Source organism: Pantoea sp. JZ2 (assembly GCF_035191405.1).
GTDB classification, from domain to species: domain Bacteria; phylum Pseudomonadota; class Gammaproteobacteria; order Enterobacterales; family Enterobacteriaceae; genus Pantoea; species Pantoea stewartii.
Window position 1 is genome coordinate 2,354,608 of the sequence record NZ_CP045247.1, and the last position, 15,783, is coordinate 2,370,390.

Here is a 15,783-nt window from a genome sequence, read left to right on the forward strand (position 1 = left end):
AAAAATCGACATTAAGCAACTCATCTACCTCTGCAACCTCGAACGCGAACGCCATTTTGGCCGTGCCGCTGAGGCGAGTTTTGTCAGCCAGCCTACCTTATCAATGCGGTTAAAAAATCTGGAACGCGAACTGGGGTTATCCCTGATCAACCGCAGCAATAACTTTGCCGGATTCACGCCAGAAGGGGATCGGGTGCTGGCCTGGGCGCGGGAAATCGTCTCCGTTTATCAGGGGCTGAAGCTGGAAGTCGAGTCACTGAAACACGGCGTTAACGGCACATTGCGGCTGGGTGTGGTACCGCAGTGCAGCGTGTCGCTGGCCCAGCTGCTCAAAGCGGTTCAGGTGCGCTATCCACAACTCGATTACCGTATTGCCGTCCTGAGCGCCGACCAGCTGCTGGAGGCGCTGAACAGTCATACGGTCGATGTCGGGATTGGTTTTTTTGAAATGGCGACGCTGCGTGAACTGCATTTTCAGGCCGCGTTGCTGGCGGACCGTGGCGTTGAAGCGGTGTTTCATCCCGGACATTTTCAGCACTTAGGCGAGGTTGAAAGCCTGGATCTGCCAACGCTGGCCCGTCAGCCGCTGTGTCTGGCTGAACCCACGCGCTATTTTCGTCGCTATCTGGATATGGCGTTGCGGGAGATGTCGCTGATGCCGCGCGTGGTGGTAGAAAGCGCCTCCATTATGCAACTGCTGCAGTGTACGCAGGTCGGGTTGGGCGTACTGGTTTCGCCACGCGGTCATCTGCTGCCCGCGTCTTTACACGGACTGGAACAGCGACCTGTCATAATGCCAAAGATGGCGCGCCAGGCGGCCCTGGTGGTCGCTGAACCGGGTCGGGCAACGCCGCTGGCACAGCACTTCTATGACGAAGCGCGCAGTCATCTGGATCTTTAGCGCGCCTCACCACAGGCATAAAATAAACGGCTGTTCCAGTTTGCCCGCGCGATGGCCTGGATAAGCGCGAACTGATCGGCAACGGACCAGCCGGATTCTTGCAATGGCTGGAGATCGGCGGCGCAAAAACGTTCTGGCTGACGGGTCAGCAGGGCGGTTAACGCGCTGACCGCCCGGTCAGCGTCGGTCAGGTTCGCATTATCAAAGGCGCCAGCCTGGCCGCTACAGGGCGTTAACGACGGTGGACGCCAGCGATTTCCCAGCAGGCTGGCCGCTGTAGCCTCAACCCCGACGGTGAAGACCGTCTCCTCCTGATGATTCAACCTGTACCAATGCTCTAATAACGCCGGTGCGTGCGCCAGCAACCAGAGGGCGTCCTCTGGCGCAGACGATGTCTGGCATTGCGCCACGGCCTTATGCTGCGCCTCGCTGGCATAGCGGGGCTCAAGCGGTTTCAGGACTGGCTGCCAGACGCCGGGGGCATCGGTGGCTGGCGCATCCGGTGCAGGTGACATGCCGGGGATCCAGCGTACCGGCATGTTCAGCAGAGCATGAATACCGGCGATCACGCGTGCCTGGTAACAGACAAAGCCTACCAACTGATTAAGCGTGACAATATCGGCTTCGCTCAGACCTGCGGCGTGAAGGGCGCGCACACTGTCGGCAGTAATCAGAGTGGGTTGCATGGCCAGCAGTCGGGCGTACTGGGTAATTTGTGTCAGGCGGTTATTGCTCTCGCGCGACGAGTCAGGACCAGGCAGAGGATTGAGTCTTGCAGAGTAGTGATTGCAGAGCCGCTGAATGCCCGTAACCTGCGCCACGGTCAGCGCGCTGCTTAACCGATCGTAAAGCGTCAGCGTATGGGTCAGCGTAACGTCAACCTGGTCGGGAAACAGCAGGTCAACAATCTCATGAGCAATCTGAATGGCGGGTTGTCCGGCCTGCAACACCGGCTGAACAGAAGAGGTTTCCTGCGCTAACCCCAACAAGAACCGATCGTCGATATGCGCTGCTTCAGGAAAAAGCGGGGCAGCCGGAACGGTACGCGGACAGGTCTGGCTCTCGTAAAACCAGTGATCCTGGCCAGTATAGCGGCGTTGTTGCATCATCAGTCCTTTTGCAAAATCTGATGCGGCACATGCGGGACAGAGTCAGTGAACCGGTCGCAGGCCGCAGGGCTGACTTATCCTCGCCCACGGGCAGGGTACGGCAAAAGACCGATCGGTGATAATTAATAGCAATAAGGAATAACGAGGGCGCGGGCGGGGAAGGACAGGGCGAGCAGCGCTCGCCCATGAGGAAACTTATTTCAGTTCCAGTTCGTTCATCGCGGCGATGCTGAAACCGCCGTCGACGTGAACGATTTCGCCGGTGATACCACCCGCCAGATCGGAACACAGGAAGGCCGCAGAGTTACCCACGTCTTCGATGGTCACGGTACGGCGAATCGGGGTTACCGCTTCACAGTGAGCCAGCATCTTACGGAAATCTTTGATGCCTGAAGCCGCCAGCGTACGGATTGGACCGGCAGAAACGGCGTTCACACGCACACCTTCTGGTCCCATGGCATTGGCCATGTAACGTACGTTTGCTTCCAGAGACGCTTTTGCCAGGCCCATTACGTTGTAGTTAGGGATAGCGCGCTCTGCACCCAGGTAGGACAGCGTCAGCAGCGCTGAGTTGGGGTTCAGCATCGCACGGCACTCTTTTGCCATGGCAACAAAGCTGTAGGCACTGATGTCGTGCGCAATTTTGAAACCTTCGCGGGTTACGGCATTCACGTAATCGCCATCCAGCTGGTCGCCTGGGGCAAAACCAATTGAGTGAACGAAACCGTCAAATTTCGGCCAGGTTTTTGCCAGCTCAGCGAACAGGGACTGGATGCTTTCATCTTCTGCAACATCACATGGCAGTACGATGTCAGAACCCAAATCTTTGGCGAACTCTTCCACACGACCTTTCAGTTTGTCGTTTTGGTAGGTGAAAGCCAGTTCTGCGCCCTGTTTGTGCATCGCCTGTGCAATACCGTAGGCGATGGAAAGTTTACTGGCAACACCAGTAATCAGAATGCGCTTACCGGAAAGAAAACCCATAGCTGTAATCCTTATGGTCATGGTAGTTGGCGGTCGCGTTGTTTAAATAATAGACGACCGACGTTAATCGACGTGCGGATTCTAGCACGTCTGCCTTAAATCAGGAAAACTGCGCACAGTTTTCCACAAAACCCCGAAAAATCAACGCTCGCGTCGCCACGCTTCGGCCGTTAACGCTTCGCCGAAATGGCTGTTGATCAGACGTTTGGTCAGATCATGCAGCGGAGAAGCCAGCACGTCGGCCGTCCCGCCGCGTTCCACGACTTCGCCCTGATGCATGACCAACACTTTGTCGCTGATATGCTTCATCATCCCTAAATGTTGCGTCACGTAGATGTAGGCGATGCCGTGTTTTTCCTGCAGCTCCAGCATCAGGTTGACCAACTGTGAGCGCATGGTCATATCCAGTGAGGCTAGCGCTTCATCAGCAATAATCACTTTGGGTTGCAGAATTAATGCCCGCGCCAGGCCCAGACGCTGTTTTTGGCCTGGTGCCAGCATATGCGGATAATAACCGGCATGGTCGCGCAGTAATCCCACCTGACGCAGCGTGCCAATGATGCGTTTCTCGCGCGCCTCGGCGCCAAGATCGGTATTCAGGCGCAGCGGCAGCTCCAGAATCTGACTGACGCGCTGCCGGGGATTAAGCGACGTAGAAGGATCCTGAAAAATCATACGGATGCGCTGGCTACGGTAGCCATAATCCCCAAAGCTCAGCGCATGATCGTCAATAATGATTTCCCCCTCCGTTGGGGCAACGGTGCCGCTGAGCATTTTTGCCAGCGTTGATTTGCCGGAGCCATTTTCGCCGATGATCGCCAGCGTCTGCTTCTCCCGTAGCGTGAAGCTCACGGACTTCACCGCCTCGACATGCTGACGGCGAAACAGACCGGTACGATAACGAAACGTTTTGCTGAGATTGCGCACTTCCAGTAGCGTTTCCATGCTATTGGCCCTCCACGTTGAGCGGAAAATGGCAGGCATAGAGATGCGAACGGGAGCCCGTCAGCCGTGGCGTTTCCACACATTTACGCTGTGCATACGGGCAGCGCGGCCCAAGACGGCAGCCAATGGGCAGGCTTTCGAGCGATGGAATCGCGCCGGATAAGGTATTCAGGCGGCTCTTGTGAGGAAGCGGGCGGCCAAAGTCTGGCATCGCACGAATCAGCGCCTGGGTATACGGATGGTGCGGCGTGGTCATCAGGTCTTCACTCTGCGCCGTTTCCACGGTTTGTCCGCAGTACATAACGTTGATCCTGTCAGCCCAGTGACTCAGGGTACGCAGGTCATGGCTGATCAGCAGAATCGTGGTGTTGTTGTTCTGATTCAGACGGCTCAACAGGCGAAAGATCTGCGCCTGCGTCGTCGGCTCCATGGCGTTGGTCGGCTCGTCGGCAATCAGCAGGCGCGGCTGATTCGCCAGTGCGATGGCAATCATCACTTTCTGACACTCGCCCTCGGTGAGTTCGTAGGGAAAGCTGCGCATGATGTCTTTGTGATCTTTAATACCGACGCGGTGCAGCAGCTCAATGGCGCGGTTTTTTCGCCAGAACCAAAAGCGCTTCATCCACGGTCCTTTGTACGTCCAGCGCGGAATCGCCTGCATCAACTGACGGCCGACACTTTCCGAGGGATCAAGACAGGACTGCGGTTCCTGGAAAATCATCGACACATTGTGACCTACGATGCGGCGACGCTCACGCGGCGACAAACGCAGCAAATCCACGTCATCAAAGACCATACGGTCTGCGGTGACGCGCCAGTTGTCGTTGGTCACGCCACAAATCGCCTTGGCAACCAGACTTTTGCCCGAGCCCGACTCACCCACCAGACCGCGAATTTCGCCTTCAGTCAGTGATAAATTGATGCGGTCTACCGCTTTGACCGGCCCGTCAGCGGTCATAAATTCAATCGTCAGATTACGAATATCCAGTAACGGCATTATTCCACTCCTGCCTCGACGGCCCGACGAATGCCGTCACCGAGCAGATTAACCATTAACACGCTGACCATCAGCGCGGCACCGGGAAGCATGACAGTCCAGGGCGCAACATACACCAGCTCCAGCGAATCACCCAGCATCGCGCCCCACTCAGGCGAGGGCAACTGCGCGCCGAGGTCAAGAAAACCCAGTGCGGCGATATCGAGAATAGCCATCGACAGCGCGCGCGTAATTTCACTGATCAGCATAGGCAAAACGTTAGGCAAAATGGCGTGCCACAAAATATTGATGCTGGTCGCACCATCCAGGCGAGCCGCAATCACATACTCTTTTTCCAGTTCGTCATGAACGGCGCTGTAGATTTCGCGCACCAGGCGCGGCATCAGCGCCAGCCACACGGCCAGTAATGCGTGCTCCAGGCGCGGCCCCAGAAACGCCACTACGATAATGGCCAGCAAGAGTGAGGGAATGGACAGCAGCGTATCCAGGACATGATTCAGCACCGCAGAACGCACACCGTGCGTCATGCCCGCCACAATCCCCAGTACCAGCGCCCAGAAGGTGGCAAACAGCGTGACGAGAATGGCCGATCCAACCGTGGGGGCCACGCCGTTCAGCAGGCGGCTCAGTAAATCACGCCCCAGATCGTCCGTCCCGAGAAAAAAGGAAACCTCACCGTAGCGCGACCAGGAGGGCGGTAGCAGTTGATAACCCAGAAATTGCTGGTCGATGTTGTAAGGGGCCAGAAAATGGCCGAACAGACACAGTAGCAGCAGCGCGCCAAAGCCGTACAGGCCAATCATCGCCGGCATATCGCCATAAAAATGGTGCCAGCTCTGGCGAAACGCACTGGGCAGGCGTTTTTCGGCGTAGATGTTATCGGACGGCATACCATTCCTTATGTTTCAGCGGATTCAGCGCCGCGCCAACGATGTCAGCGAGCACATTCACCACAATCACCAGTCCACCGGTCACCATTACGCCTGCTGAGATGGCCGCATAGTCCTGCTGACGGATGGCGTTAATCAGCCAGCGCCCCAGACCAGGCCAGTTAAAAACCATCTCCGTAATCATCGCCAGCGTTAACATGCTGGAGAACTGTAAACCCAGGCGCGGAATGACAGGCGGAAGGGCGTTATGCAGCACATGACGGCGAATAACGGTAAAGCGCGAGAGCCCGCGGGTCGCCGCAGCTTTAACATAGTTTTTATCGACGACATCGCTGGTGCTGATACGCAGTAAACGCACAATCTCAGTGGTCGGGGCCATCGCCAGCACGGTCACCGGTAAAATCAGGTGCATCAGCACGCTGATCATCATTTCATGCCGCCACGGTGAGGGGCTGAGCCAGGCATCGATTAAAGCAAAACCGGTTATGTTCTGGACCGGATAGAGCAGATCATAGCGACCGGAAACCGGCAACCAGCCCAGCGTTAACGAGAAAAACAGGGTAAACAGCAGGGCGAGCCAGAAGACCGGGATCGAAAATCCCAGCAAGGCAAACGCGCTGATAACTTTGTCCTGCCATTTATGACGCAGGGCACCCGCACAAATCCCCAGCGGAATGCCGACGATTAAGGCAAGCGTAAAGGCCATCAGGCACAGCTCCATGGTGGCCGGAAAGACCTCGCGCAGTTGCAGGCCAATTTCCTGACCATTGGTGCTGGATACGCCAAAATCCAGTTGCAGCATACCTTTAAACCAAAACCACCAGGCATCGAACAGTGAGGCGCCTTCGAGCGGGGCATTCGGTGTGAAATAGCTCAGGCTGAAACTCACCAGCGAGAGAAAAAACAGCGTAATCACCAGTAACACCAGCCGACGCAAAATATAGATGATCACTTATCGATCCTCCCGCTCATCACGATAAACACCAGCAAAAGAAGCGTTACCAAACGGACTCAGTACCAGGCCTTTAATATCATGCCGGTAGGCTTGCAGGCGCAAGGATGAAGCCAGCGGCAGGACGGGCAGTTCCTGGGCTAAAATTTGCTGAGCTTTATCATAGTTCTCAATGCGTCCGGACAGCTGTTGCGACAGCAGAGCATTTTTCAGCGTGCTGTCAAACGCAGGCGAGCACCAGTGCGCATAGTTGGTCTGTGAGGCAATCGCCGCGCAGCTCAGCAGGGGACGAAAGAAACTGTCAGGATCGTTACTGTCGGTTGCCCAGCCTGCCAGGGTCAGGTCGTGGTTCATCGCCATCAACTGTGCTTCCTGAAAACGGCCTTCAACCGGCACGATAGTGACGTTAACGCCAATTTGTGCCAGATCGGCCTGAATCAGTTCTGCCGTTTTCAGCGGCGCAGGGTTCCAGGACTGCGAGGCGGCAGGCACCACCAGACGCAGGTGAAGATCGGTCACGCCCGCCGCTTCCAGCGCAGCCCTGGCCTTTTTCGGATCGTAGGCGGTGATGCTGGCATCCGTATCGTAAGCCCAGGAGGCACGCGGCAAAATCGAGGCCGCAGTTTCTGCCGTGCCGTAATAAATCGACTCCATCAGGCGTTCATTATTAATGGCCAGCGCCAGCGCGTGACGCACTTCCGGTCTGTCGAGCGGGGGTTTTCGCGTGTTGAAGGCCAGATAGGCGATGTTCATACCGGGCCGCAACGTCATACGTAGCCGGGGATCGTCGCGCAGAATGGAAATCTGGCTGGCGGCAGGATAGGCCAGCACATCGCACTCACCGGTCAGCAGTTTCGATAACCGGCCGGTGCCGCCCGCGCCAAGATCAATCACCACCTGTTGCAGGCGCGGTACGCCTTTCCAGTAGTAGGGATTGCGGGCCAGGCGAATATATTGCCCACTGCGGTATTCACTCAGCTGAAACGGGCCGGTGCCCACAGGTAACCGATCCAGCGTTTCCTGATGACCTGTTTTGTCCAGGCTGTCTGCGTATTCCTTCGAGAGGATGGGCGCATAGTGGGTTGCCATGTGCCAGAGAAACGACGCATCAGGGCTGTTCAGGCGAATTTCGACCGTATAGTTATCGATCTTTTTCACGCTCTGCACGGCGTCAGCGAACTGCAGGCTGTCGAAATAGGGATAATAGCCGCCATTAACGTCATGCCAGGGATGTTTACGGTCAAACATGCGCGCAAAGCTAAAGACCACATCGTCAGCATTCATCGTGCGGGTAGGCCTAAAGTTTGAGGTGTGCTGAAACTGCACACCGTGACGCAAGTGAAAGCGATAGGTCGCGCCGTTATCACGTACATCCCAGCTGTCGGCCAGGTCAGCCTGTAAACGATAGGTATAAGGATCGACATCAAGCAGGCGGTCATAGAGCTGCGCCGCCAGTGTGTCCACCGTTAAACCACTACTGGCCATCTGCGGGTTAAACGTGTTTAGCGTCCCGTTGACGCAATAGACAAAGCCGCTTTGACGAATATCCGTGGCAGGTGCGGGCGCGGACCACACAGGTGCGCTCAACACGCTGAGACTCAGCAACAGCGAAGGCATTAGTTTTAACATAGAACTCAACGATTCTCGGGCATTGGGCAAAGTGTATCGCAAAGCGCGCGTGGTCCCAACTCTGCGTCATCGATTGCCGACGATTCGTACAGCAGGTGTAAACGATCCGCGCAAAAAGGCGCAGCGTTGGTGTGGAGATGAGAAAAATTCTCAATAACACTTTACAGATGCAAACAGGAATGATTATTATTCAGTTGCACTTCGACGGGGCTCTACCGAAGAAGAGCACGACATTGCTCACATTGCTTCCAGTTGCCCGCTTCGGCGGGCCCTTTTTTTACCCGCCTGAATGCATTACAGCATGCCCCGGCACGTTGTCAGCTTCTGTACGTATATAAAAGCCCGCTAATGTTGTCCGTCGCGCGCCTGAATACCGTGTTTTTTCATGATGGCACGGAGTTGATGATAGGTGACGCCCAGTAAGCTGGCCGCGCGGCGCTGATTATACTTTGCCTGTTGCAGGCTGATTTCCACCACGTCACGTTCCTGCTGGTTCTGCCACTGGCGCAGATCAAGCGGAAGTGAAGGCAGGGCGGTTGGCGACTCGGTAGCAGGCAAGGGGGCGGCCCTGTCTGCGGCTTCACTGCGGCGGGCAAACGGGTTAATGATGATTTCATCCAGCGCGGTATCGCTGGTGTTATGGCGATAGACGGATCGTTCGACCACGTTTTTCAGCTCGCGCACGTTGCCCAGCCAGTGATGCTCAAGCAAGGTTTGCTGTGCGCGGGGCGTAAAGCCGGGAAACAACGGCAGTTTGAGCTCCCGACACATCTGTATGGCAAAATGGTCAGCCATGACCAGAATGTCGCTGCGGCGCTCCCGAAGCGGCGGCAACTGCACCACATCAAAGGCCAGGCGATCCAGCAGATCGGCCCGAAACTTACCGGCTTCGGCCAGCGCGGGTAAATCTTCATTGGTGGCGCAGATCAGACGCACATTAACCTGAAAAACATGGTTTCCGCCCACGCGTTCCAGTTGGCCGTATTCAATTACCCGCAACAATTTTTCCTGAACCAGCATGGGGGCTGTCGCCAGTTCATCAAGAAACAAGGTGCCACCATCCGCGCGCTCAAAGCGGCCCAGATGACGTTTTTGCGCACCGGTAAAGGCACCTGCCTCATGGCCAAAAAGCTCAGAATCAAGCAGATTCTCGTTCAGCGCCGCACAGTTAAGAGAGACAAAAGGGCCCTGCCAGCGGTCAGAAAGGTAGTGCAGACGGCTGGCAATCAGCTCCTTACCTGTCCCGCGTTCGCCCACCACCAGCACAGGCTTCTCCAGCGGCGCGAGCTTAGACACCTGCTCCAGCACTTCCAGAAAGTTATTTGATTCGCCCAGCAAATTGTCGTTGTTCACAGACATGATGAATTTCGCCACTGATTAATCAATTTAACTATATTAGGTCAGGCAAAAAAAACTGCCAGCTTATTATCGTAATTAAAATCAATAAGATAAAAATTGGCACGCATCTTGAATTAGTTCTCACCAGCAAGCTAAAACTATGACCATCAAGAGGAGCATCATTATGGGTATTTTTACTCGTTTCGCTGACATCGTTAATGCCAACATCAATTCACTGCTGGAACGCGCAGAGGATCCGCAGAAACTGGTGCGCCTGATGATTCAGGAGATGGAAGATACGCTGGTCGAGGTGCGTTCGACGTCAGCCCGCGCGCTGGCCGAAAAGAAACAGCTGTCACGCCGTATCGAGCAGGCTGAGCTGCAGCAGGCTGAATGGCAGGAAAAAGCAGAACTGGCGATTCGCAAAGATAAAGAAGATCTGGCCCGTTCTGCGCTTATCGAAAAACAGAAGCTGACCGATCTGATCGCCTCGCTCAAACGCGAAGTCGAACAGGTTGACGAAACGCTGACGCGCATGAAAGGTGAGATTGCTGAGCTGGAGAAAAAACTGAGCGAAACCCGCGCGCGCCAGCAGGCGTTGACGCTGCGCCATCAGGCCGCCTCGTCATCCCGTGATGTCCGCCGTCAGCTGGACAGTGGTAAAATTGATGAAGCCATGGCGCGTTTCGAATCGTTTGAACGCCGAATCGATCATATGGAAGCGGAAGCGGAGAGCCACGGTTTTGGTAAACCTAAAACCCTGGATCAGCAGTTTACTGAGCTGAAAGCCGATGACGAAATCAGTCAGCAACTGAATGCGCTGAAAGCCAAAATGAACCGCAGCGAATAAACCGCCGCTGACAGTAGGAAAGGATTAAGGAGAGTCAATGAGCGCACTATTTTTGGCGATACCTCTTACAATATTTGTGCTGTTCGTGGCCCCCGTCTGGCTGTGGTTACACTACAGTAACAAGCGCAGCGGCGGAGCGGAGCTGTCACAGAGTCAGATGCAGCGTCTGCAACAGGTGACCCGGGATGCTCAGCGCATGCGCGAACGCATTGATGCGTTAGAAGCGATCCTGGATGCAGAACATCCTAACTGGAGGCAGCCATGATAAGAGGCCGTAAATTATGGCGTAAGCCTGACGAAGGAAAGCTGATGGGCGTCTGTGCCGGGCTGGCTGAGTATCTGGATGTGCCGGTGCGGCTGCTGCGTATCATTGTGGTGTTATCGCTGTTCTTTGGGCTGTTTGTGTTTACCGTGATTGCCTACTTTGCGCTGGGTTTTGTGCTGGACGTAAAACCTGCTGGCGTCGACAACGGTGAAGCTCAGCCCACAGCCAGCGAACTGCTTGACCAACTGGAAACCGCGCTGCAACAGGATGAGCGTAATGTTCGCGATATAGAACGTTACGTCACCTCTGAAACGTTTAGTGTGCGCAGTCGTTTCCGTCAGATTTAATTATCGTCTGCTACGGGCCAGACCGGCCCGTCTGCTGATGACCGGGAGGTATTCATGACCGTTTCGCGCGCAGCAACGTTTCGCCATCGTGCCACACCTGCATTGAAGTCAGCCGCCAGATTCATCATTATCAATGCTGTTACTTACGGGCCTGCCGGTGTGACCGGCTGGGCCGTCAAATCGGTCGCGCGCCGTCCACTGCGCATTTTGCTTGGCCTGGCGCTTGAGCCGCTATTGAAACGCGTGATGAACCGTGTAGCGTCGCGCTTCATCAGGGAAAACGATGAAAAGACTGCAAACTGAACTGATAGCATTAATGAATCGCGGCGTCGACCGCCACCTTCGCCTGGCGGTCACCGGTCTCAGCCGCAGTGGTAAAACAGCTTTTATCACCTCGCTGGTCAACCAACTTCTTTCTGTCCACAGCGGCGCTCGTTTGCCGCTGTTTTCCGTTGTGCGTGATGAACGCCTGTTAGGGGTGAAACGTGTGCCGCAACGTGACATGGGCACGGCCCGTTTCACCTATGATGAAGGGCTGGCGCAGCTTTACGGTTCACCACCTGCCTGGCCCACGCCCACGCGTGGCGTCAGCGAAATGCGCCTGGCGTTACGTTACCGTCCGCATGACTCGCTGCTGCGTCATCTGAAAGAGACCGCCACGCTCTATCTTGAAATCGTTGATTACCCCGGCGAATGGTTGCTTGATCTGCCAATGCTGGCACAGGATTACCTGACCTGGTCACGCCAGATGAACGGCTTGTTGCAGGGCGATCGCGCCCTGTGGGCGCAACCCTGGCGCGACCTGTGTCAGCGCCTCGATCCGCTGGCACCGGCTGAAGAGAACCGTTTAGCCGACATTGCCGAGGCCTGGACTGACTACCTGCATCGCTGCAAAGCCGAAGGATTACACTTTATCCAGCCAGGCCGCTTCGTGCTGCCCGGCGATATGGCGGGCGCGCCCGCACTCCAGTTTTTTCCGTGGCCTGCTGCTGACGATGCCCAGGCGGCGAAACTGGCGCAGGCGGACAAAGGCAGCAATTTCGCCATGCTGCAACAGCGGTTTCATTACTACTGCCAGCATGTTGTTAAAGGATTCTATAAAAACCATTTTGTGCGCTTTGACCGCCAGATTGTGCTGGTGGACTGCCTGCAACCGCTCAACAGCGGCCCGCAGGCCTTTAACGATATGCGGTTAGCCCTCACGCAGCTTATGCAGAGTTTTCACTACGGTCAGCGCACGCTGTTTCGCCGTCTCTTTTCGCCGGTGATCGATAAGCTGCTGTTCGCCGCCACCAAAGCCGATCACATTACTCACGACCAGCACGGCAATATGGTGTCCCTGTTACAGCAACTGGTGCAGGATGCCTGGCAAAATGCCGCGTTTGAAGGTATCAGCATGGACTGTATTGGTCTGGCTTCGGTACAGGCGACACAGAGTGGACAGGTTGATCATCAGGGTGAAAAAATCCCCGCGTTGCGCGGGCACCGCTTAGCGGATGGCGAGGCACTGACGGTCTATCCGGGTGAAGTTCCCCCGCGCCTGCCGGGGGCGGCGTTCTGGCAACAACAGGGTTTTCAGTTTGAGCAGTTTCGCCCACAGCAACTGGATATCGATCGTCCTCTGCCGCACATCCGCATGGATGCGGCACTGGAGTTTTTACTGGGAGATAAATTGCGATGAGCGATCCGTTAAAGCCGCGTATTGATTTTGCCACGCCGCTGAACGACAAGCCGAATGACGTGTTGCGTCCGGCGCAAACCTTCGACGCGGAAGCCCGGAACGCGTTTTTAGCCGTTGCAGAAAGCGAGACGGCGGTGGAAGAGGAAAGCGCAGGGGAGCGCGCCGTCGAAGCGGCCCTGAAACCCAAACGCAGTTTGTGGCGCAACATGGTCGGTGCCGGGCTGGGCCTGTTTGGGATCAGCATCGTGGCGCAGGGCGTGCAGTGGAGCCACAACGCCTGGCTGGCGCACGACTGGTTTGCGCTGGGCAGCGGGATGGCCGGGGGACTGATCGTGGCCGCGGGTGTCGGCGCGTTAACCCGCGAGTGGCGACGACTGTATCAGCTGCGTCAGCGTGCAGAAGAGCGCGATCTGGGTCGGGAACTGCTTAACAGCCACAGCGTGGGTAAAGGGCGGGATTTTTGCGAAAAACTGGCTCGCCAGGCCGAACTCGATCACGCGCATCCTGCGTTACAACGCTGGCATGCTTCGCTCCATGAAACCCATAATGACGGTGAAACCGTGCGGTTGTATGCCCAACTGGTGCAGCCGGTGCTCGATCGCCAGGCCCGGCGGGAAATCAGTCGTCATGCCGCAGAATCCGCCCTGATGATTGCGGTGAGTCCGCTGGCGCTGGTCGATATGGCCTTTATTGCCTGGCGCAATATCAGGCTGGTCAACCGTATTGCCGCTATTTACGGTATTGAACTGGGCTACTTTAGCCGACTGCGCCTGTTCCGGCTGGTGCTGCTGAATATGGCATTTGCCGGCGCGTCTGAGCTGGTGCGTGAAGTGGGCATGGACTGGATGTCGCAGGATATCGCGGCGCGCCTGTCCGCCCGTGCCGCGCAGGGCATTGGCGCAGGCCTGCTGACCGCACGTCTTGGCATTAAAGCTATGGAGCTGTGTCGGCCGTTACCCTGGATGGAAAACGACAAACCCCGCCTGGGCGACTACCGTCGTGAATTGATAGGCCAGATAAAAGAAGCGTTGCAGAAGGGCGGAGAGAAACGCCAGTAACGGCTGTGCACTGAAACGTGAGTGCAGATGCTGTGCCTTCTGTGCTTTATCTCCTGACAACGTTGAGCGAATGTCACCGTCAGGGCTCTCCCGCCATCGCCACAGCCTGCCGTTTAAAAAAAACGCGCTTGCATCAAGGCTGTCAACTTTTCCTGACAGCCCCCTTTCTGCGGCGTAGGGGTTTAGCGTATTATCGCCGGATAATAAACGGATAAGGCCCACGCAATGCGTTTAGAAGTGTTTTGTCAGGACCGAATCGGCCTGGCGCGCGAATTACTGGATCTTTTGGTTGCGCGCGGAATCGATCTTCGCGGCATCGAAGTGGCCTCATCAGGCCGCATCTATCTTAATTTCTCCACGCTTGAGTTTGAGCAGTTTAGTAACCTGATGGCAGAAATCCGTCGCACGCCGGGCGTAACGGATGTTCGCACGGTGCCCTATATGCCTTCAGAGCGGGAGCATCGGGTACTGAGCGCCTTGCTGGTAGCCATGCCCGAGCCGGTTTTTTCTGTTGATCTCAGAAGCAAGGTAGAACTGGCCAACCCGGCCGCGCAAAACCTGTTTAATCTGGATGAGAACAAGATCCGCAATGTGAATGCCGACCACCTGATCAACGGTTTTAATTTTGGCCGCTGGCTGGAAAGCGAACGTGTCCAGGCGCAGGCGCAGCATGTGGTCATTGAAGGGCGCGATTTTCTGATGGAAGCCCATCCCATCTATCTGTCTGCCGACAGCGAACAGCAGGATCAGCTGGTAGGTGCGATGGTAATGCTGAAGTCCACCGCCAGGATGGGGCGCCAGTTACAAAACCTGGTGGTGACGGACGAAACGGAGTTCGATCATATCGTCGCCGTGACGCCCAAAATGCGTCAGGTGGTGGAGCAGGCACGTAAACTGGCAATGCATGATGCGCCATTACTGATTATTGGTGATACCGGCACCGGTAAAGATATGCTGGCCCGTGCCTGCCATTTACGCAGTGCGCGTGGAAAAATGCCGTTTCTGGCACTTAACTGCGCTTCACTTCCCGATGATGTGGCGGAAAGTGAGCTGTTTGGTCACGCGGCGGGCGCGTATCCCAATGCGCTGGAAGGCAAAAAGGGCTTTTTCGAACAGGCCAATGGCGGCTCGGTGCTGCTGGATGAAATTGGCGAAATGTCGCCCACGATGCAGACCAAGCTGCTGCGCTTCCTGAATGACGGCACCTTCCGTCGCGTCGGGGAAGAGCATGAAGTGCATGTCAACGTGCGCGTCATTTGCGCCACGCAGAAGAATTTATTCGAACTGGTGCAGCGTGGCGAGTTCCGGGAAGACTTGTTCTATCGCCTTAACGTCCTGACGCTTAACCTGCCGCCGCTGCGCGAGCGTGTGCAGGACATCATGCCGCTGACGGAAATGTTTGTGGCGCGTTTTGCCGATGAACAGGGGATTCCCCGACCACGCCTTTCTTCGCAGCTCAACGCGTTTCTGGTGCGTTACAACTGGCCGGGCAATGTGCGCCAGTTGAAAAACGCGCTGTATCGGGCGCTGACCCAGCTCGAAGGCCACGAATTGCGCCCTCAGGACATCGTACTGCCGGAACAGGCGCTCGATGTGTCGCTGGGAGAAGAAGCGATGGAAGGGACGCTGGATCAGATTACCCGTCGCTTTGAACGTTCCATCCTCACGCGTTTGTATCTTTCTTATCCCAGTACGCGAAAACTGGCAAAACGGCTTGGCGTTTCGCACACGGCGATTGCCAATAAGTTGCGGGAATACGGGTTAGGGCAGAAACGCGGGGACAGCGACGGCGAATAACAACACAGCGGATAAGCGGGCGCTTATCCGCTGTGTCCCG

At 56.1% G+C, this 15,783-nt stretch carries 16 protein-coding genes; 8 read left to right on the forward strand and 8 right to left on the reverse strand.

Annotation, left to right across the window (positions count from 1 at the left end; genetic code table 11):
• Positions 1–4: 4 nt before the first annotated feature.
• Positions 5–901 carry a LysR family transcriptional regulator gene (locus GC087_RS11325; RefSeq protein ID WP_033741802.1) on the forward strand — a complete coding sequence of 299 codons (897 nt, stop codon included), beginning with the start codon at positions 5–7 and terminating at the stop codon, positions 899–901.
• Here GC087_RS11325 and GC087_RS11330 read toward each other — a convergent pair.
• The 8 genes from GC087_RS11330 to pspF all read right to left on the reverse strand — a co-directional run bounded on the left by GC087_RS11330 (position 898) and on the right by pspF (position 9,766).
• Positions 898–2,007, reverse strand: a complete 1,110-nt coding sequence (locus GC087_RS11330) for a carboxymuconolactone decarboxylase family protein (RefSeq protein ID WP_324030621.1) — start codon at positions 2,005–2,007, stop codon at positions 898–900. The two genes, GC087_RS11325 and GC087_RS11330, sit on opposite strands and share 4 nt — an antisense overlap.
• A 198-nt stretch (positions 2,008–2,205) precedes the next feature.
• Positions 2,206–2,994 (reverse strand): enoyl-ACP reductase FabI, encoded by a 789-nt coding sequence (gene fabI, locus GC087_RS11335; protein WP_006119311.1) that lies wholly within the window; start codon positions 2,992–2,994, stop codon positions 2,206–2,208.
• 141 nt (positions 2,995–3,135) lie between these two features.
• Complete coding sequence (sapF, locus tag GC087_RS11340; protein ID WP_324028400.1) at positions 3,136–3,939, reverse strand: putrescine export ABC transporter ATP-binding protein SapF; 804 nt, start codon at positions 3,937–3,939, stop codon at positions 3,136–3,138.
• Between the two features lies 1 nt (position 3,940).
• Entirely contained in the window at positions 3,941–4,936 is a 996-nt protein-coding gene (gene sapD / locus GC087_RS11345) for a putrescine export ABC transporter ATP-binding protein SapD (protein ID WP_006119309.1), read from the reverse strand.
• A complete protein-coding gene (sapC, locus tag GC087_RS11350) occupies positions 4,936–5,826 on the reverse strand; it encodes a putrescine export ABC transporter permease SapC (protein ID WP_164481992.1) in 891 nt (296 codons plus the stop codon). The genes sapD and sapC overlap by 1 nt, the downstream gene beginning before the upstream one ends.
• Entirely contained in the window at positions 5,813–6,778 is a 966-nt protein-coding gene (gene sapB, locus GC087_RS11355) for a putrescine export ABC transporter permease SapB (RefSeq protein ID WP_039340214.1), read from the reverse strand. The genes sapC and sapB overlap by 14 nt, the downstream gene beginning before the upstream one ends.
• Entirely contained in the window at positions 6,779–8,407 is a 1,629-nt protein-coding gene (gene sapA, locus GC087_RS11360; RefSeq protein WP_058701841.1) for an ABC transporter substrate-binding protein SapA, read from the reverse strand.
• Between the two features lie 345 nt (positions 8,408–8,752).
• On the reverse strand, positions 8,753–9,766 hold the full coding sequence (pspF, locus tag GC087_RS11365) for a phage shock protein operon transcriptional activator (protein WP_324028401.1): 1,014 nt from the start codon (positions 9,764–9,766) through the stop codon (positions 8,753–8,755).
• Positions 9,767–9,929: 163 nt separating this feature from the next.
• On the opposite strand from pspF, the gene pspA reads away from it, so the two are divergent.
• The 7 genes from pspA (at position 9,930) to tyrR (ending at position 15,743) form a co-directional block, all read left to right on the forward strand.
• The gene (gene pspA, locus GC087_RS11370; protein ID WP_058701842.1) at positions 9,930–10,595 is read left to right on the forward strand and encodes a phage shock protein PspA; all 666 of its coding nucleotides are present in this window, start codon (positions 9,930–9,932) and stop codon (positions 10,593–10,595) included.
• A 37-nt stretch (positions 10,596–10,632) separates the two neighbouring features.
• Positions 10,633–10,860 (forward strand): envelope stress response membrane protein PspB, encoded by a 228-nt coding sequence (pspB, locus tag GC087_RS11375; protein WP_006119299.1) that lies wholly within the window; start codon positions 10,633–10,635, stop codon positions 10,858–10,860.
• Positions 10,857–11,207 (forward strand): envelope stress response membrane protein PspC, encoded by a 351-nt coding sequence (gene pspC, locus GC087_RS11380; RefSeq protein ID WP_039340218.1) that lies wholly within the window; start codon positions 10,857–10,859, stop codon positions 11,205–11,207. The genes pspB and pspC overlap by 4 nt, the downstream gene beginning before the upstream one ends.
• 54 nt (positions 11,208–11,261) lie before the next feature.
• The gene (gene pspD / locus GC087_RS11385) at positions 11,262–11,510 is read left to right on the forward strand and encodes a phage shock protein PspD (protein WP_006119296.1); all 249 of its coding nucleotides are present in this window, start codon (positions 11,262–11,264) and stop codon (positions 11,508–11,510) included.
• Positions 11,491–12,888 (forward strand): YcjX family GTP-binding protein, encoded by a 1,398-nt coding sequence (locus GC087_RS11390; protein WP_324028402.1) that lies wholly within the window; start codon positions 11,491–11,493, stop codon positions 12,886–12,888. Before pspD ends, GC087_RS11390 begins: the two co-directional genes overlap by 20 nt.
• The gene (locus GC087_RS11395; protein WP_324028403.1) at positions 12,885–13,946 is read left to right on the forward strand and encodes a TIGR01620 family protein; all 1,062 of its coding nucleotides are present in this window, start codon (positions 12,885–12,887) and stop codon (positions 13,944–13,946) included. Before GC087_RS11390 ends, GC087_RS11395 begins: the two co-directional genes overlap by 4 nt.
• 225 nt (positions 13,947–14,171) lie before the next feature.
• Positions 14,172–15,743: a transcriptional regulator TyrR gene (tyrR, locus tag GC087_RS11400; RefSeq protein ID WP_058701845.1), complete on the forward strand. Its 1,572-nt coding sequence runs from the start codon at positions 14,172–14,174 to the stop codon at positions 15,741–15,743.
• Positions 15,744–15,783 lie beyond the last annotated feature (40 nt).